Below are 17,926 nucleotides of genomic sequence, written 5' to 3'. Positions count from 1 at the left end.
TCAGGCCGTCGCGAAGGCCCCGAGCACGTGGTCCGGCCGGATCCCGTCGAAGTGGGACCGCCAGATCCCGTGGTAGAGGACCTCCTCCTCGCTGCGCAGCGGCCAGGAGTCGGACGGGTGCTCGGGCACCTCGTCGGTCAGCCCGGCGGCCGCCGCGGCGGCGGCCTTGCGGGCGGCCAGCTCGGCCAGCACGGTGCCGGCGCCGGAGCCGTCGCCGAACTGCTCCTTGCCGCGCCACAGCAGGTCCTCGGGCAGCCAGCCCTCGAACGCCTCGCGCAGGATCGCCTTCTCCGGCCGGCCGCCGGGGCGCTGCTTCCACTCCGGCGGCAGCGCCAGCGCGGCGCGGACCAGGCCGGAGTCGAGGAACGGCTCGCGGGCCTCCAGCCCGAAGTACATGGTGGTCCGGTCGCAGCGCTGCAGGTTCAGGTGGTGCAGCTGCTCCAGCGAGCGGACCAGCTCGGCCTGCAGGGTGTCCGGGTCGGCGTACTCGGGACCGTGGACGTAGGAGTAGCCGGCGAACAGCTCGTCGGCGCCCTCCCCGGTCAGCACGACCTTGACCTTCTTCGCCGCCTCGCGGGCGAGGATCAGGTTGGGCACGGCGCTGCGGACCAGGGCCGGGTCGTAGTGCTCGATGACCTCGACGGCGTGGTCGAGGGCCTCGGCGATGTCCTCGGGCGTCACCAGGACCTCGTGGTGGTCCGAACCGATGTGCGCGGCGACCTTGCGGGCCGCGATCAGGTCGCCGGACTCCGCGGTCCCGACGGCGAAGGTGGGCAGCTGCTCGCCACGAGCCCGTGCCTCCTGCGCGGCGATGGCCGCGACCAGCGCCGAGTCGAGGCCACCGGACAGGAACACCCCGACGCCGACGTCGGACATCATCCGGCGGCGCACCGCGGACACCACGGCCTCGCGCACCCGGGACAGGTCGGCGTCGTCCCAGCCGGGGCGGATCGCGCGGCGGGCCGGGCGGACCTCGACCGGCACGGCGTCGGCGAACCGCACCAGCCCCGACGACGGGCTCCACAGGCAGCCGGGCGGGAACGAGCGCACGTACGGGCGGTCCTCGGGGTCGAACGCACGGAGCTCGCTGGCGAACAGCACCGTCTCCGACGGGTCCGGCGCGGTGTACGGGACAATCCCGGCGGCACCGCCGCCGTCACGGAACTCTGCCGGCGGCACCCAGTACAGCGGCTTGACCCCGAACGGGTCCCGGGCGACGAGCCCGGGACCGTCGGTGCGCCCCATGGCGACGGCGAACATGCCGTTGAGCGAGGCGACCGCGGCCTGGCCGTCCCACATCACCGCGTGCAGCGCGGCCTCGGTGTCGGACTTGGTGCGCACCGTGCCGTCCGGGAACGCCTTGGCGATGCGCTCGTGGTTGTAGATCTCGCCGTTCCCGACGATCCAGGCAGTACGCGCGGCGTCGGACATCGGCTGGTGCCCGCCGCTGACGTCCATGATCGACAGGCGCTGGTGGCCCAGCCAGGTGTTCCCGACGACCTGCACGCCGGTGTCGTCGGGTCCGCGGTGCGCCACCCTGGCGAGCATCCGCTCGTACTTCTCGGGGTCGGCGGGCTCACCGCCCGGCCATGCCGTGGGTCCACCGAACGCAGCCACGATCCCGCACATGGGCTCCATCGTCGCACGGTCGGCGAGCCCGCATCCGGCTTCCGTTCCCCCACCGTGTGAGTTCGGACTCTGAAAGGCGTTTCCGGAGCGATCCGAATTGCCCCGGCGGCCGAGGGTTCGTACGGTCGGAGACCGGCCAGGACGGCCGCCGTCCACCGCCGACACCAGGACTCAGGGTCCGGAGGCGGGGACCGACACCGGCCATCGAGCAGGTGCGCGGTGACGCCGCGCCAGGACCGACCGACAAGGGGCGGACTCAGGTGAGCACGGCAGAGCACGACGAGCGGCAGGGCCGGCACAAGGTCGTGATCGTCGGCGGAGGGTTCGGCGGTGTGCAGGCCGCCAAGGCGCTCAAGGGCGCCGATGTCGACGTGACCATCGTCGACCGCACGAACCACCACCTGTTCCAGCCGCTGCTCTACCAGGTGGCGACGGGCATCCTGTCCCCCGGCCTGACCGCCCCGGCGCTGCGCCGGGTGCTGAAGAAGCAGCGCAACGTGCGCACCCTGCTCGCCGAGGTCGGCGACATCGACCTCGAGGCCAAGGTCGTGCACGCGGCCGCGCCGGACGGACAACGGATCACGCCGCCCTACGACACCCTCGTCGTCGCCGCGGGCGCCACGCACGCCTACTTCGGGCACCCGGAGTGGGCCGAGCACGCCCCCGGCATGAAGTCGATCGAGGACGCCCGGCTGCTGCGCTCGCGCATCCTGGGTGCCTACGAGCTCGCCGAGGTCGCGACGACCGAGGAGGAGAAGCAGGCGTGGATGACCTTCGTGGTCGTCGGCGCCGGCCCCACCGGTGTCGAGCTGGCCGGTCAGCTGGCCGAGCTGGCGCAGTACGTGCTGCCCCGCGAGTACCGGTCGATCGACACCCGTTCCGCGCGGATCATCCTGCTCGACGCGGCGCCGGCGGTGCTCCCGCCGTTCGCGAAGAAGCTGCAGGACTACACCCGCAAGACCCTGGAGAAGAAGGGCATCGAGGTCCGCCTGAACACCATGGCGACCGACATGGACGCCGACTCCATCACGGTCAAGGGCCCGAACGGCGAGGAGCGCATCGTCGCCCGCACCAAGGTGTGGGCCGCCGGTGTGCAGGCGTCCCCGCTGGCCGAGCTGCTCGCGAAGGCCTCCGGCGGCGAGGTCGACCGGGCCGGGCGCCTGGCGGTCGACCCGGACTGCAGCCTGCCGGGCCGCAGCGACGTGTTCGCCATCGGCGACATGGTCTCCACCATCGACCGGCTGCCCGGTGTCGCGCAGGTCGCGATGCAGCAGGGCACCTACGTCGGCAAGCTGATCAAGGCGCGGGCCAAGGGCGACGACACCACCCCGGCCCCGTTCCGCTACTTCGACAAGGGCTCGATGGCCACGATCGGCGCGCGCGAGGCCGTCGCCGACGTGCGCGGCATCAAGCTCACCGGCTGGATCGGGTACTTCATCTGGTGCTACGTGCACGTGATGTTCCTGATCGGCTGGGGCAACCGCTTCGGCACGCTCTACAACTGGCTGCGGTCGCTGCGTTACGCCCGCTACCGCGGGCACCGGCTGATCAGCGTCACCGCCTCCTACGACAAGGCGGTCGACCCCGAGAAGCCGCTGGGCGCCGAGACCGACGAGCGCGCCGAGCTGGACCCGCGGGTCTCGCCCGGCTCGCCACCGGCGCCCGACGAGCGCCCGGCCGCCACGGCCTGAACGGGCCCACGCACCACGACCGACGCCCGGGGGCACGCGCCTCCGGGCGTCGTCGCGTGCGGGGGTGGGTCGCGACGTGGCACCGTGCTCGGGTGACCCCGGCGATGCAGGTCCTGATGCGTGACATCGCGCGGCTCTGGGACACCGCGGCCGGCGCGCTCTACGACGACGGGGACCCCGGCCCGGCGACGGCCGCGCTGGCTGCCGACGTGCGCTGGACCGAGCTGCCCACCCGCGCCGGGGGCCACGGCCGGGACGCGGTCGCCGCGCACCTGGCCGCCGTCGCCGCTGCCCGGCCGTCCGGGCTGACCCGGACCCGGTTGTCCCGCACCGTCGACGTCCGCCGGGTCGTCGACGAGGTCCGCGTCGGCTTCACCCACGACCGGGAGCTGCCGTGGCTGCTGCCCGGGCTCGCCCCCACCGGGCGCGCGGCGGAGGTGCTGGCGGTGCAGCTGGTGCGGGTCCGGCAGGGCCGGATCGACGAGGTCCGGACCCTCTGGGATCTCGCGGGACTGCGCTCCGTGCTCGACGGGTGAGCCCGTCGTCACCGCTTCCGCTGCATCATCGCGCTGACCTGCGGCAACAGCCCCACTCGTCGAATGTGCGACGGGCGGTCGCCCGGGTGCGGTGAACAGCGCCACGGAAGGCCGTGACCAGGCCCGACACGCCCTGAAGAGGGGGTTCCCGCAGGTCGTGGCGATGTCTCTGCCAGTCTGTACCGCGATCGGAGATAGCAGTCCACCCCGGTGAGCGGGGTGCGTGAACCGAGAGGAGTTGTCAGCGATGGCTCTGCCCACCCTGACCCCGGAGCAGCGCGCCGAGGCGCTCAAGAAGGCGGCTGCGGCCCGTACCGCCCGCAAGGAGCTCCGCGACAAGATCGCCAGCGGCGAGGAGACCATCCCCGCTGTGCTGGGTCGCGCGAAGACCGACCAGATCGTCGGCAAGACCAAGGTCGCCGATCTGCTGAAGAGCGTCCCGGGCTGGGGCCCGGCGAAGGTCTCCAAGGTGATGGAGGAGGCCGGCATCGACGTGTCGCGTCGTGCCGCCGGCCTCGGCGACCGTCAGCGCGCCGCGCTGATCGAGAAGGTCGGCTGACCTTCCCCCAGCGCCTCGCGACGGCCCGGCCCGCCCTGTGCGGACCGGGCCGTCGCGCGTTCCGGGCCGGGCCCCGGCGGGGCGTCCGTGCCGGTCTGGCAGCCTGCCCGGTGTGAACAGCCCCGGTGTGGAGCGGCCCGGTGTGGAGCGGCCCGGTGTCGAGCCGCAGGGCACCGTGCGTACGGTCGAGGCCGAGCCGGGTGTGACCCTCTGGGTGCAGGACCTGCCCGCGCACCGGCCGACGCCGGCGGCGCCGGTGCTGCTGGTGAACGGGGCGGGCTCGGCCGGGTACGGCTGGCCGGACGCGCTGGTCGAGGCCCTGCGCGAGCGGCACCGGGTGGTCCGCTACGACCACCGTGACACCGGGCGTTCCACCCACGCGTTCGAGGACCGGCCCTACGCCGTCACCGACCTCGCGACCGACGCGCTCGCGGTGCTCGACGGCTGTGGGATCGGCCGGGCGCACCTGGTCGGGATGGGGCTGGGCGGGACGCTGGTCCAGCTGCTGGCGCTCGACGCGCCGCACCGCATGGTCAGCGCGGCGCTGCTGTGTTCCGCGGCGCTGCCGTGCTCCGCGGCGCTCGACACCGGCGACGCCGACCTGCCCGGCCCGACCCGCGACGTCCGGCGGATGTGGCAGGAGCTGGGCGACCCGCGCGACGAGGCCGGGGAGCTGGCCTGGCGGGTCGAGTACTGGCGGCGGGTCTCCGGCGGGGTGCTGCCGTTCGACGGCGCCGAGTTCGCCGCACGTGAGCGGCGGATCATGGACCACACCGGGCGGGTCGAGCCGTGCACCGCACATGCCCAGGCCGACCTCGACGGGCTGGACCGCGGCGGCGAGCTGGGCTCGGTCACGGTGCCGACTCTCGTCGTCGAGGCGCCGGAGGACCCGGTGCACCCGCCGCCGCACGCCGACCACCTGGCGGCGCGGATCGGGGCGGCGGCGCAGCTCGTCACCGTCGACGGGATGGGGCACGCGCTGCCGGACCTGCTGTGCGAGCCGATCGCGGCGGTGCTGCTGGAGCACGCCGCCGAGGCCGAGGAGGCGGACGCCGACCCGGCGACACCGGAGGCGGACGCCGACCCGGCGACACCGGATGCGGACGCCGTCCCGGCAGCACAGCAGGCGGAGCAGGCGCCGCCGGGGGCCGGTCAGCCGACCCAGCGGTAGCGGCGCTCCGGGCGGCCGGTGCCGCCGTAGCGCAGCCGTACGGTGACCTGCCCGGTCGACACGAAGTGCTCCAGGTAGCGGCGGGCGCTGACCCGGGACAGCCGGGTGGCCTCGGCGCACTCGGTCGCCGACAGGTCGGCCTCCGCGTCGGTCCCCGAGTGGTCGCGCAGGGTGCCCGCGACGAGCTCGGCGGTCGGGGTGGTGAGGCCCTTCGGCATGCGTTCCGGGCCGCCGGGGGTGCGGGCGGGGGCGGCACCGGTGCCGCCGAAGATCCGGTCGATGTCGGACTGGTCGCGGACCCGGTCCAGGTCGCGCCGGATCCGCGTCGCGCGGTGCACCTGGGCGGCGAGCGCGGCGGAGTCGAACGGCTTGACCAGGTAGTGCAGCGCCCCGCCGTGCAGCGCAGCGGCGACCGTGTCGGAGTCGTCGGCGGCGGTGACGACCAGCACGAACGGGTCGTCGGCGGCCCCGGTGCGCAGCCGCGTCAGCACCTCCAGACCGGACATGTCGGGGAGGTAGACGTCGAGCAGCACCAGCTCCGGGCGGAGCCGGGCGGCGGCGTCGAGGGCGTCGGCGCCGTTGTGCGCGACGCCGACCACGGTGCAGCCCTCGATCCGCTCCACGTAGCCGGAGTGGACCTTCGCGACCATGAAGTCGTCGTCGACGACCAGGACCCTCACACCCGCACCCCCGTCGGCGCCACCGGCAGCACCGCCTCGAAGACCGCACCGGCCCTGCCGGCCGGCGCCGGCCGCACCGCGATGGTGCCACCCCGGCGCAGGCACGCCTGCCGGGCCAGGGCCAGGCCGAGCCCGCGGCCGCCGATCTCGGCGGCCTTGGTGGAGTAGCCGGCCCGGAACACCTCCTCGGCGAGCTCCGAGGCGATCCCGGGACCGGAGTCGCGGACCTCGATCCAGACCTCGTCGCCGTCGGTGTCGCCGCCGCCGGCGAGCCCGATCTCGATCCGGCGCGGGCCCTCGTGCCCGGCGGTCGCGTCGATCGCGTTGTCGATCAGGTTGCCGAGCACGGTCACGAGGTCGGCGGACAGGTCCGGGTCGTGGTCGGGATCGGTCGGGTCGAGCCGGGACTCCGGGTCCAGGGCCAGCTCGACGCCGCGCTCGGCGGCCTGGCTGTTCTTCGCGACGAGCAGCGCGGCCGTCGCCGGGTCGCCGACGCTGGCGGTGACCTCGCGTCGCCAGCCCTCCGAGGCGGCGACGATCCCGGCGACGAACCGGCGCACCTCGTCGTGCTCGCCGAGCTCGGTGAGCCCGGCGATGGTGTGCAGCCGGTTGGAGAACTCGTGGGCCTGCGCGCGCAGGGTGTCGGTGACGGTGTGCGAGGCGTCGAGACGGTGCTGCAGGGTGGTGAGCTCGGTGCGGTCCCGCAGGGTCACCACGGCGCCCACGTCGCGGCCGTCGACGCGGACCGGGCGGCGGTTGAGCACCAGGGCCCGGGTGTCGAGCAGGACGAGCTGGTCCTCGCCGTCGGCGGCGCCGGTGAGGACCTCGCGGAGCCGGTCGTCCAGCCCCAGGTCGGCGACGGCGTCGCCCTCCCGGGCACCGGGCAGCTGCAGCAGCTCGCGGGCGACCGGGTTGAGCAGGGTGATCCGGTTCGCGGTGTCCAGCCCGACCACGCCCTCCTTGATCCCGAGCAGCATCGCCTCCCGGCGCTGCACCAGCTCGACGATCTCGTCCGGCTCCAGGCCGAGGGTCTGGCGGCGGACGCGGCGGGCGAGCAGCAGCGACCCGAGGACGCCGAGGCCCAGGGCCAGTCCGAGCAGCGCGCCGGTCTCGGCGCGGGCCCCGGCGAGGGACTCCCAGAGCGACGGCGCGCGGATCCCCGCCGACACCAGCCCGGCGACGGCGCCCCGGTCGTCGATCACCGGCACCTGGGCGACGACGGTGCGCCCGTCGGAGTTGCCGACCCAGGCGCGGCCCCGCGGCGCGGTGCTGGCGCCGGGATCGAAACGCTGCCGGACCCGGGACGGGTCGGGTGAGGTGCGCACGACCAGCCCGGCGTCGACGATCTCGATCTCGTCGGCCCCGGACAGGTTCTCCGCGCTGCGGGCGAACGACGGCAGCAGGTCGTAGCGGCGGGTCTGCAACGCCTCGCGGACGGTCGGCACGGACGCGACGTCCTCGGCGACCGACAGCATCCGGCGCCCCTCGGTCTCGCGGAACGACTCCGACGACTGCACCGCGGCCAGCGCCGCGACCGCGCCGAGCAGCACGACCACGACCACCAGCTGCCAGACGAGGAACTGGCGGGCCAGTGGCCCTCCGGTCCCCCCGGCGCTCCGTCGCATGCGCCCAGCGTAGGGCGCGTGCCCGCGGCGGCGACCGCGCGACCGGTGGGACCGCGATCCGTGGGACTGCGATCCGTGGGACTGCGATCCGTGGGCACGGTCCATGGATCGCGGCCCGCGGGACTGCGGACCGTGGGACTGCGGACCGTGGGACCGAGCCCGCGGACGACGACGCGTCGCGCGGCTCACCCTCGGTGGACCGGCCCGGCCGCGGGCGCGCAGACTCCGACGGCGGCGGCAGGCAGCGGCACGACAGCGGCACGACAGCGGCGCTGCAACGGCACGGCAGCGACACGGCGACGGGGGCGGGCATGGTGGGGACGGTGGCGCGCCCCGGCGGGCCGCCGCCCGCCCGCCGCGCCCGCCGGGGCCCGTTCGCCGCGCTGGTCGCGGTGCTCGTGCTGGCCCTCGCCGCGGTCGTCGTCCCGATCGTGCTGACCGGCGGGCCCCGGCCGCTGTCCGACCTGCGCATCCTCGTGCCCAACCCGCCGGGCGGCGGCTACGACGTCACCGCCCGCAGCGCGGCGAAGGTGTTGTCCGACAACGGGATCACCGGTCCGGTCGAGGTGTTCAACCTGTCCGGTGCCGGCGGGATCGCCGGGCTCGGCCGGGTCGAGGGCGAGGCCGGCAACGGCAGGCTGCTGATGAGCATGGGGCTCGGGGTGGTCGGGGCGACCGCCTCGCGCGACACCCCGCTCTCGCTCGCCGACACGACTCCGATCGCGCGGCTGACCGAGGAGTCGGAGATCGTGGTCGTGCCCGCGGACTCGCCCTACCGGGACGTCCGCGCCCTGCTCGACGCCTGGCACGCCGCTCCCGGCGGGCTCACCGTCGGCGGCGGCTCGACCGTCGGCGGGCCGGACCACCTCGCGACGATGCTGCTGGCCGAGGGCGCCGGCATCGCGCCCGCCCGGGTCCACTACGCGTCCTACGACGGCGGCGGTCCGCTGCTCGCGGCGGTGCTGCGCGGCGAGGTGGCCTTCGCGGTGTCCGGGGTGGGCGAGTTCGCCGACCAGATCGGGACCGGTGACCTGCGGGTGCTCGCGGTGACCGCCGGCGAACGCGTGCTCGGCCTCGACGTGCCGACACTGCGCGAGTCCGGGGTGGACGTCGAGTTCAGCAACTGGCGCGGGCTGGTCGCGCCGCCCGGGCTGTCCGAAGCCGACCGCGCCGCGCTGGCCGACGCCGTCGCCGCGATGCGTGCCACCCCGCAGTGGCGGCAGGTGCTGGCCGCGAACGGCTGGCACGACGCCTGGCTCCCGGGCGCGGACTTCGCCCGGTTCACCGCCACCGAGAACGAACGGGTGGAGCACGTCCTGGGCGGGCTGGGCCTGCGGTCGCGCTGACCGCTCGGGCCCGCACGCGGCGCCGTGTCCGCGATGACCGAAACGACCACAAGGACCGTTGTAGCCGTTACGGAGACACCGGTCGGGTGACCCCGCACACTTCAGCGCGTTCGCTTCGCAACGGTGAGATCGGACGCGCATGCCCCAGTCGACGGCCCCTCCGCAGTCGCAGGAACCGCCCTCGCACCACCGGCCCACGCCGGACGACCCCGCGCCGCCCGTGCCGCGGCCCCGGGTCGGACCTCTCGTCGGCACGGTCCTGGCCGTCCTGGCCGCCCTGCTGCTCGTCCCGCCCGCGGTCGGTGCGATCGGCGGCGGTGGCGACGGCACCCAGCTCCGCGGACTGCGGATGCTCGTCCCCAACGCCCCCGGCGGCGGCTACGACGTCACCGCCCGCAGCGCGGCCAAGGCCATGGAGGACGCCGGGCTGACCGGGTCGGTCGAGGTCTTCAACCTGCCCGGTGCGGGCGGCACGGTCGGGCTCGGCCGGACCGTCAACGAAGCCGGCGACGACCGGCTCGTGATGAGCATGGGCCTGGGTGTGGTCGGCAGCGTGTACTCCAACGACTCGCCGGCCACGCTGGAGCAGACCACGCCGATCGCGCGGCTGACCGAGGAGACCGAGATCGTCGTCGTCCCCGGTGACTCGCCGTTGCGGAACGTGGGCGACCTGCTGGCCGCCTGGCGGGCGGCGCCCGGGAAGACCCCGGTGGGCGGCGGTTCCTCCCCCGGCGGCCCGGACCACCTGGCCCCGATGCTGATGGCCGAGGGAGCCGGGGTGGACCCGCGTGCGGTCAACTACATCTCCTACGACGGCGGCGGCGAGCTGCTCGCCGCGGTCCTCGGCGGCAAGGTCGCGTTCGGGGTGTCCGGGCTCGGCGAGTTCGCCGACCAGATCGCCTCGGGCGACCTGCGGGTGCTCGCGGTGACCGCGGGCGAACGCGTGCCCGGCCTCGATGCGCCGACACTGCGCGAGTCCGGCATCGACGTCGAGTTCACCAACTGGCGCGGCGTCGTGGCGCCGCCGGGGCTGGACCCCGAGGGCGTCGCGGAGCTGGAGCGCGCCTACGCCGAGCTGCACACGACGCCGGAGTGGCGCGAGGTGCTGGCACGCAACGGCTGGCAGGACGCCTACCTGCCGGGGCCGGAGTTCGGCCGGTTCCTGGCCGACGAGGACGCCCGCGTCGAGCGGGTGCTGACCGGGTTGGGGCTGACGTGACGACCATCGGGGACACCGGGAACACCGGGACCGCCCGCTCCTGGTGGAAGGAGCACTCCGAGCTGGGTGTGTCGGTCCTGCTGGCCCTCACCGGCCTGCTGGTGCTCGGCGACACCCTCGCCGAGGGCGGCGGCGGCACCGCGTCCGACCCGCTCGGGCCGCGCACCGTCGCGTTCGTGCTCGGCGCGGCGCTGCTGGTGCTGGCCGCGCTGCTGACCGTCGACGTCCTGCGCGGCGGCCGCGGCGAGGCCGAGGGCGGCGAGGACGTCGACCTCGAGGTGCCGATGGACCTGCGCACGGTCGGGATGCTGGCCGGGGTGATCGTCGCGACGGCGGCGCTGATCCCGCTCGCCGGGTGGCCGATCGCCGGGACCGTCCTGTTCGCGGGCGCCACCTACGCGCTCGGCTCGCGCGCGGTGCTCCGCGACCTCGGCATCGCCGCCGGGGTCTCACTGCTGACCTGGGTGCTGTTCGACGCCGTGCTCGGCGTCGACCTGCCCGGCGGCCCGCTGATGGGGGTTCTGGGATGACCGAGGTGCAGTGCTGATGGGCACGTTCGACCTGCTCATGAACGGGTTCGCGCACGCGCTGACCCCGCAGAACCTGTTGTTCGCCGCGTTCGGGGTGCTGCTCGGCACCGCGATCGGCGTGCTGCCGGGCATCGGCCCGGCGATGGCGGTGGCGCTGCTGCTGCCGGTGACCTACGCCTTCGACCCGACCGGTGCGTTCATCATGTTCGCCGGCATCTACTTCGGGGCCATGTTCGGCGGTTCGACGACGTCGATCCTGCTCAACACCCCCGGCGAGTCCGCGTCGGTGATGGCGGCCATCGAGGGCAACCCGATGGCGAAGTCCGGGCGCGGCGCCCAGGCGCTCGCCACCGCCGCGATCGGGCACTTCATCGGCGGCATCGTCGGCGTGACCGGGCTGGTCCTGGTCGCCCCGCTGATCGCCTCGGTGGCCGTCGACATCGGCGCCCCGGACTACTTCGCGATCATGGTGCTGGCCTTCGTCGCCGTGAGCGGCGTGCTGGGCGCCTCGCGGGTCCGCGGGTTCGCCGCGCTCGCGCTGGGCCTCACGATCGGCCTGGTCGGGCTCGACCCGATCTCCGGGCAGCCGCGGCTCACCTTCGGGGTGCCGCAGCTGGCCGACGGCATCGACGTCATCATCGTCGCGGTCGGGTTGTTCGCGATCGGCGAGGCGCTGTGGGTGGCCGCCCACCTGCGACGACGCCCGCAGGAGGTCATCCCGGTCGGCCGTCCGTGGCTGGGCCGCGAGGACCTGCGGCGCACCTGGAAGCCGTGGCTGCGCGGACCGTTCATCGGGTTCGGCTTCGGCTCGATCCCGGCCGGCGGCGCCGAGATGTCGACGTTCATGGCGTACGTGACGGAGCGGAAGCTGTCGAAGCACCCGGAGCAGTTCGGGAAGGGTGCCATCGAGGGCGTCGCCGGGCCGGAGTCGGCGGCCAGCGCGTCGTCGGCGGGGACGCTGGCGACGATGCTGACCCTCGGCCTGCCGACGACGGCGATCGCCGCCGTCATGCTCGCCGCGTTCCAGCAGTTCGGCATCCAGCCCGGCCCGCTGCTGTTCCAGAAGGAGCCGGACCTGGTCTGGACGCTCATCGCGAGCCTGTTCATCGGCCTGGTCATGCTGCTGGTGCTGAACCTGCCGCTGGCCCCGGCCTGGGCGAAGCTGCTGCGGATCCCGCGGCCGTACCTGTACGCGGGGATCCTGTTCTTCGCCTGCGTCGGCGCCTACGCCGTGTCCGGCCAGCCGGTCGACCTGCTGGTGCTGCTCGCGATCGGCGGGATCGGGTTCCTGATGCGCCGGTTCGGGCTGCCGGTGCTGCCGGCGATCATCGGGGTCATCCTCGGCCCGGATGCGGAGCTGCAGCTGCGCCGCGCCCTGCAGATCGCCGATGGCGACGTCACGACGCTGGTCTCCACCCCGCTGGCGGTGGTGGTGTACTCGCTGATCGCGATCCTGCTGGTCGCCCCGGTCGTGCTCCGGGCGGTCCGCGCCCAGCGCGGCGACCGGGAGTCCGAGACGGTCTGACCCGGACGGCGACCCCGACGACGTCCCGCGGCCGCACCGGCCGCGGGGCGTCGTCGGCACGACAGCGCTGCCCACGGTGCGCGCGGTGATCCGTTCGCCGCGCGCATCCGGACGCACGCGCACGACGGATCACCGCGCGCGCAGCGGATCACGTCATGGCTGGCGACGACCGTGTCGGGGCGCAATCCTGGGCCGGTGGCGATCACCAAGACCCCGCGACGGGTCCGCGACCGGGTGGGCTCCTGGCTCCTGCAGGACGCGCACCGGCCCGAACGGCTCGGGCCGCACACCCGGCCCGAGCCGGAGCACCCGCGCCATCCCTGGTGGAAGGTCATGTGCCTGACCGGCGTCGACTACTTCTCGACGCTGGGCTACCAACCGGGGATCGCGGCGCTCGCCGCCGGCGTGCTCTCCCCCGTCGCCACCCTGGTCCTGGTCGCGGTGACGCTGCTCGGCGCACTGCCGGTCTACCGCCGCGTCGCCCGGGAGAGCCCGCACGGCGAGGGCTCCATCGCGATGCTGGAGCGGCTGCTGCCCGGGTGGCGCGGCAAGGTGTTCGTCCTGGTCCTGCTCGGGTTCGCGGCCACCGACTTCCTCATCACGATGACGCTGTCCGCGGCCGACGCCACCGCGCACCTGGTGCAGAACCCGCTGGCCCCCGCCGCGCTGCAGGGGCAGAACGTGCTGATCACGCTGCTGCTGCTCGCGCTGCTCGGCGGGGTGTTCCTCGCCGGGTTCTCCGAGGCCATCCGGATCGCGGTCGCGCTGGTCGCGGTCTACCTGGTGCTCAACGCCGTCGTCGTGGTCGACGGGCTGGTCCGGATCGTCACGGCGCCGCACGTCGTCGCGGACTGGTCGGCGCTGCTCGTGTCCCGCTACCCGGACCCGCTGCTGATGGTGGGGATCGCGCTGATCGTGTTCCCCAAGCTCGCGCTGGGCCTGTCCGGGTTCGAGACCGGGGTGTCGGTGATGCCGCTGGTCCGGGGCCGCGACGGTGACACCGAGGACCGCCCGGAGGGCCGGATCGCGGGCACCCGGCGGCTGCTCACCGTCGCCGCGCTGATCATGAGCACCTTCCTGGTGACCTCCAGCGTCGTGACCGTGCTGCTGATCCCCGAGGCGGACTTCGCCCCCGGCGGGCAGGCGAACGGCCGGGCGCTGGCGTTCCTCGCCCACCGCGACCTGGGGAACGTCGTCGGCACCGTCTACGACCTGTCCACGATCGCGATCCTGTGGTTCGCCGGGGCCTCGGCCATGGCGGGCCTGCTCAACCTGGTGCCCCGGTTCCTGCCCCGCTACGGCATGGCGCCGTCCTGGGCCAGGGCCGCGCGGCCGCTGGTCCTGGTGGTGCTGGTCGTCGCGTTCGGGGTGACCGTGCTGTTCGACGCCGACGTCGACGCCCAGGGCGGGGCCTACGCCACGGGCGTGCTGGTGCTGATGACCTCCGCGGCGGTCGCCGTCGCCTTGTCGGTGCGGCGCACCGGGAGCCGCCCGGCCGTCGTCGCGTTCGTGCTGATCGCGCTCGTGTTCGTCTACACGACGGTGGCGAACGTCGTCGAACGGCCGGAGGGGGTGAAGATCGCCGCCTGCTTCATCGCCGGGATCCTGGTGGTGTCGCTGCTGTCGCGCACCCTGCGCGCGTTCGAGCTGCGCGTCACCGACGTCACCCTCGACGACACCGCCCGCGGGTTCCTCGACGAGTGCTCCGGCTCCGGCCGGCCGCTGCGCCTGGTCGCGCACGAGCCTCGCCCCGGTGAGCGGGACAGCGTCGCCCGCGACGAGGAGTACCGGGAGAAGCTCGCCGAGGAGACCGAGGACCACCACATCCCCGACCCCGACCGGGTGGTGCTGGTCGAGGTCACCGTCACCGACCCGTCGGAGTTCGAGTCGGGCATCACCGTGCGCGGCGAGCGGCGCGGCCCCTACCGGGTGCTGACGACGTCGGCGCCCTCGGTCCCGAACGCGATCGCCGCGCTGCTGCTGCACCTGCGCGACGTCACCGGCACCGCCCCGCACGCCTACTTCGACTGGACCGAGGGCAACCCGGTGCGCCACTTCGGCCGGTACCTGTTCACCGGGGTCGGCGAGGTCGCGCCGATCACCCGGGAGATCCTGCGGAAGGCCGAGCCCGACGTGGCCCGGCGCCCCGTGGTGCACGTCGGTTAGGGCGGCCCGTGGTGGCCGGCGTGGGTCCCGCGGACGACGTCCTCGCGGATCTCGGTGGGGGCCCCGCGGTGATCTCCCCGGCATCCGGTTGACACCCACCGGCTCTGCGGGTTCGGTGGGACCGTGACCGGCTTCCTGCTGACCCGACGCCGTCACGTCGACAACCTCGTCGTCGTGAGCCAGGCCTGTCGCTGATCGCGTCACCGCAGGTCCGTTTCCTCCCTCTTTCCTCTCTTTCCGGCGCCGTCGTGCGCCCGTCTGCCGTGCCCGGCACACCCCCGAGGAGTCTCCCGTGTCCGATGCTCTCGACACCACGCCCAACACCCGGATCCAGGAGCCGCTGAAGTTCGCGTACTGGGTCCCGAACGTCTCCGGTGGGCTGGTCACCAGCACCATCGAACAGCGCACCGACTGGGGCTTCGAGTACAACAAGAAGCTGGCGCAGACCGCCGAGAACAACGGCTTCGAGTACGCGCTGTCCCAGATCCGCTACATGGCCAGCTACGGCGCCGACCACCAGCACGAGGCCACCGCGTTCTCCCTCGCGCTGGGGCTGGCCACCGAGCGGCTCACGGTGATCGCCGCCGTCCACCCCGGCCTGTGGGAGCCCTCGGTGCTGGCCAAGTGGGTCGCCACCGCCGACCACCTGACGAACGGCCGGCTCGCGGTCAACGTCGTCTCCGGCTGGCTGAAGGCCGAGTTCACCGCGATGGGCCAGCCGTGGCTCGAGCACGACGAGCGCTACCGCCGCAGCAACGAGTTCATCCGGGTGCTGCGCGAGATCTGGACCTCCGACGGTGGCGCCGAGTTCGCCGGCGACTTCTACCGGATCCGCGACTTCGACCTCAAGCCGCGCCCGCTCGATGTCCCGGGCCGTCCGCACCCGGAGATCTTCCAGGGTGGCAACTCCACCGCGGCCCGCTACAACGGCGGCACCGTGTCGGACTGGTACTTCTCCAACGGCAAGGACTACGACGGCTTCTCCGAGCAGGTCGAGGAGGTCCTCGGCCACGCGAAGACCGCCGAGCGTCTGCAGCCGGTCCGGTTCGGCCTCAACGGCTTCATGATCGCCCGCGACGACGAGAAGGAGGCCCGGGACACCCTGCGCGAGATCATCGAGAAGGCGAACCGGCCGGCCGTCGAGGGTTTCCGCGACGCCGTCCAGCAGGCCGGCAACTCCACCGGCGACAAGCGCGGCATGTGGGCCGACTCCTCCTTCGAGGACCTCGTCCAGTACAACGACGGTTTCCGGACCCAGCTCATCGGCACCCCGGAGCAGATCGCCGACCGCGCGATCGAGTACAAGCGGCGCGGCGCGAACCTGCTGCTGCTCGGCTTCCTGCACTTCCAGGAGGAGGTCGAGTACTTCGGCGCGAAGGTGCTCCCGATCATCCGGGAGAAGGAGGCCGAGCTCGCCGCCCGCGAGCCGCAGCTGACCGCCGTCTGACCGGCGGCGTCCGACCGACACCTGCCCGCACGGGCCCGGCGACCGTCGTCGCCGGGCCCGTGCGCGTCCCCGGGGACCGTCCTGACCGGACATCCCGCGCCGCGTCCCATTTCCGGGAACGTCTCGTTGACTTCCGCGGTGACCTACCCGAACACTGGGACCGTGCCGAACACCGAGCTCACCCGTCGACGCCACGTCGACCTCTCGCGTGTGACCTCCTCGCTCTGTCGCTGACCGGCGTCCCCGTCGCACCTCTCCGCGTGTGACGGCCGGCGGGCGTCCGTCCCGCCGGTGATCGCCCGGCACCGTTCCCGCAGCCGGGCCCCCTCCCCCGCGCACCGTCGTGGCGCGCCCGCACCCGGGCGCCCGTGGCGTGCCGTCGAGGTGCCCGGCTCCCTGCACGACGAGGAGTCACCCATGACCACCACCGAGATCCGTCCCGAGACCGTGACCGAGTCCTGGGACCCCGTACCCACCGACGCCGCGGGCTGGATCGCCCGCGCCGGCGAGGTCCGCGCCGTCCTGGCCCGCGACGCCGCCGCCCGCGAGCGCGCCGGCGCCACCCCGCACGCCGAGGTCGCCCTGCTGAAGGCCTCCGGCCTGGTCACCCTGCTCGGCCCGGTCGAGCACGGGGGCGGGGGCCAGGACTGGACCGTCGCCTACCGGGTGATCCGCGAGGTCGCGGCCGGCGACGGCTCGATCGGGCAGCTGCTCGGCTACCACCTGCTGTGGTTCTGGGCCGCGCGCCTGGTCGGCACGCCCGAGCAGATCGCGGCGGTCGAGGAGCAGGCGACCCGCGAACGCTGGTTCTTCGGCGGCGCGGTCAACCCCCGCGACGAGGACCTGACCATCCGCGACGAGGGCGACGAGCTCGTCTACGACGGCCGCAAGAGCTTCTCCACCGGCAGCCGGGTCTCCGACGTGACCGTGCTGGAGGGCGTCATCGAGAACACCGACACCCACGTGTTCGCCATCGTGCCGAGCGCCCAGGAGGGCATCGTCTACGGCGACGACTGGGACAACATCGGCCTGCGCCTGTCGGAGTCGGGAAGCGTCACGGTCTCGGGTGTGCGGGTGCCGTGGGCGTCGGCCGCCGGGTTCACCGACAAGGTGTTCGCCCCGCGCGTCTACAACACCTTCAACGTGCCGGTGATCCAGCTGGTGTTCGTCGCGTTCTACCTGGGGATCGCGCGCGGGGCCCTGGAGGCGGGCGCGGAGTACACCCGCACCCGGACTCGGCCGTGGCTCTACGGCGGCCACGAGCGAGCCGTCGACGAGCCCTACCAGCTCGACCTCTACGGCGACTACACGGCCAAGCTCTGGGCGGTGGAGGCGCTGGCCGACGCCGTCGCGGCCGAGCAGCAGCGGCTGCACGACGACGCCGACGCCGTGACCGCCGAGCAGCGCGGCGAGCACGAGGTGCGCGTCGCCGCGGTGAAGGCGCGGGCCACCGAGGTCGCGCTGGAGATCACCGGCGGGATCTTCGAGGGACTCGGCGCGCGGGCGACCCGGACCGAGCTCGGCTTCGACCGCTTCTGGCGCGACGTGCGCACCCACACCCTGCACGACCCGGTCGCCTACAAGCGGCGCGAGGTCGGGGCGTGGGTGCTGCGCGACGAGCTGCCCGAGCCGACCTGGTACACCTGATCCCGGGATCCCCCGGACACGACACCGCCCGCCCCGGTCGCACTGGGGCGGGCGGTGTCGTCGCGCGGCGGTGCCGCGGAGTCATCGGTGTCTGAGAGTCAGCGGGGCCGTGGAGTCGGCGGGGCCGTGGAGTCGGCGGGGCCGTGGAGTCGGCG

15 protein-coding genes are annotated in these 17,926 nt (G+C 74.0%); 12 read left to right on the top strand and 3 right to left on the bottom strand.

The window, feature by feature from the left end; translation table 11 throughout:
- On the bottom strand, positions 1-1,638 hold the full coding sequence (asnB, locus tag Ae331Ps2_RS16585; protein ID WP_075307858.1) for an asparagine synthase (glutamine-hydrolyzing): 1,638 nt from the start codon (positions 1,636-1,638) through the stop codon (positions 1-3).
- 251 nt (positions 1,639-1,889) lie between these two features.
- Here asnB and Ae331Ps2_RS16580 point away from each other — a divergent pair, with 251 nt between their 5' ends.
- The 4 genes from Ae331Ps2_RS16580 (at position 1,890) to Ae331Ps2_RS16565 (ending at position 5,586) form a co-directional block, all read left to right on the top strand.
- On the top strand, positions 1,890-3,320 hold the full coding sequence (locus tag Ae331Ps2_RS16580) for an NAD(P)/FAD-dependent oxidoreductase (protein WP_075307860.1): 1,431 nt from the start codon (positions 1,890-1,892) through the stop codon (positions 3,318-3,320).
- Between the two features lie 92 nt (positions 3,321-3,412).
- Positions 3,413-3,856 carry an ester cyclase gene (locus Ae331Ps2_RS16575; RefSeq protein ID WP_075307862.1) on the top strand — a complete coding sequence of 148 codons (444 nt, stop codon included), beginning with the start codon at positions 3,413-3,415 and terminating at the stop codon, positions 3,854-3,856.
- 247 nt (positions 3,857-4,103) lie between these two features.
- Positions 4,104-4,415, top strand: a complete 312-nt coding sequence (gene mihF / locus Ae331Ps2_RS16570) for an integration host factor, actinobacterial type (RefSeq protein ID WP_020621796.1) — start codon at positions 4,104-4,106, stop codon at positions 4,413-4,415.
- Positions 4,416-4,527: 112 nt separating this feature from the next.
- A complete protein-coding gene (locus Ae331Ps2_RS16565; RefSeq protein ID WP_249265266.1) occupies positions 4,528-5,586 on the top strand; it encodes an alpha/beta fold hydrolase in 1,059 nt (352 codons plus the stop codon).
- On the opposite strand, the gene Ae331Ps2_RS16560 is transcribed toward Ae331Ps2_RS16565, so the two are convergent.
- Complete coding sequence (locus tag Ae331Ps2_RS16560; RefSeq protein ID WP_020621798.1) at positions 5,568-6,266, bottom strand: response regulator; 699 nt, start codon at positions 6,264-6,266, stop codon at positions 5,568-5,570. The genes Ae331Ps2_RS16565 and Ae331Ps2_RS16560 overlap by 19 nt on opposite strands.
- Positions 6,263-7,891, bottom strand: a complete 1,629-nt coding sequence (locus Ae331Ps2_RS16555) for an ATP-binding protein (protein WP_075307866.1) — start codon at positions 7,889-7,891, stop codon at positions 6,263-6,265. Before Ae331Ps2_RS16555 ends, Ae331Ps2_RS16560 begins: the two co-directional genes overlap by 4 nt.
- A gap of 323 nt (positions 7,892-8,214) precedes the next feature.
- Between Ae331Ps2_RS16555 and Ae331Ps2_RS16550 the strand changes: the two genes are divergently transcribed.
- The 8 genes from Ae331Ps2_RS16550 (at position 8,215) to Ae331Ps2_RS16520 (ending at position 17,771) form a co-directional block, all read left to right on the top strand.
- The gene (locus Ae331Ps2_RS16550; protein WP_371335637.1) at positions 8,215-9,237 is read left to right on the top strand and encodes a Bug family tripartite tricarboxylate transporter substrate binding protein; all 1,023 of its coding nucleotides are present in this window, start codon (positions 8,215-8,217) and stop codon (positions 9,235-9,237) included.
- Between the two features lie 139 nt (positions 9,238-9,376).
- Complete coding sequence (locus tag Ae331Ps2_RS16545; RefSeq protein ID WP_083695641.1) at positions 9,377-10,456, top strand: tripartite tricarboxylate transporter substrate binding protein; 1,080 nt, start codon at positions 9,377-9,379, stop codon at positions 10,454-10,456.
- Positions 10,453-10,986, top strand: a complete 534-nt coding sequence (locus Ae331Ps2_RS16540; protein WP_075307868.1) for a tripartite tricarboxylate transporter TctB family protein — start codon at positions 10,453-10,455, stop codon at positions 10,984-10,986. Before Ae331Ps2_RS16545 ends, Ae331Ps2_RS16540 begins: the two co-directional genes overlap by 4 nt.
- A gap of 16 nt (positions 10,987-11,002) precedes the next feature.
- The gene (locus Ae331Ps2_RS16535) at positions 11,003-12,511 is read left to right on the top strand and encodes a tripartite tricarboxylate transporter permease (RefSeq protein WP_075312238.1); all 1,509 of its coding nucleotides are present in this window, start codon (positions 11,003-11,005) and stop codon (positions 12,509-12,511) included.
- Between the two features lie 195 nt (positions 12,512-12,706).
- Positions 12,707-14,677: an amino acid transporter gene (locus Ae331Ps2_RS16530; RefSeq protein ID WP_139318792.1), complete on the top strand. Its 1,971-nt coding sequence runs from the start codon at positions 12,707-12,709 to the stop codon at positions 14,675-14,677.
- Between the two features lie 328 nt (positions 14,678-15,005).
- Positions 15,006-16,124, top strand: a complete 1,119-nt coding sequence (gene sfnG / locus Ae331Ps2_RS16525) for a dimethylsulfone monooxygenase SfnG (RefSeq protein ID WP_043276063.1) — start codon at positions 15,006-15,008, stop codon at positions 16,122-16,124.
- A 138-nt stretch (positions 16,125-16,262) separates the two neighbouring features.
- A complete protein-coding gene (locus Ae331Ps2_RS34275; protein ID WP_369804811.1) occupies positions 16,263-16,358 on the top strand; it encodes a putative leader peptide in 96 nt (31 codons plus the stop codon).
- 183 nt (positions 16,359-16,541) lie between these two features.
- Positions 16,542-17,771 (top strand): acyl-CoA dehydrogenase family protein, encoded by a 1,230-nt coding sequence (locus Ae331Ps2_RS16520; RefSeq protein ID WP_075307870.1) that lies wholly within the window; start codon positions 16,542-16,544, stop codon positions 17,769-17,771.
- Positions 17,772-17,926: the final 155 nt, after the last annotated feature.

Origin of the sequence: Pseudonocardia sp. Ae331_Ps2, assembly GCF_001932405.1 — a bacterium.
GTDB lineage: Bacteria > Actinomycetota > Actinomycetes > Mycobacteriales > Pseudonocardiaceae > Pseudonocardia.
The sequence above is the reverse complement of the archived record's forward strand: the minus strand, read 5'-3'. Positions and strand labels throughout refer to the sequence as shown.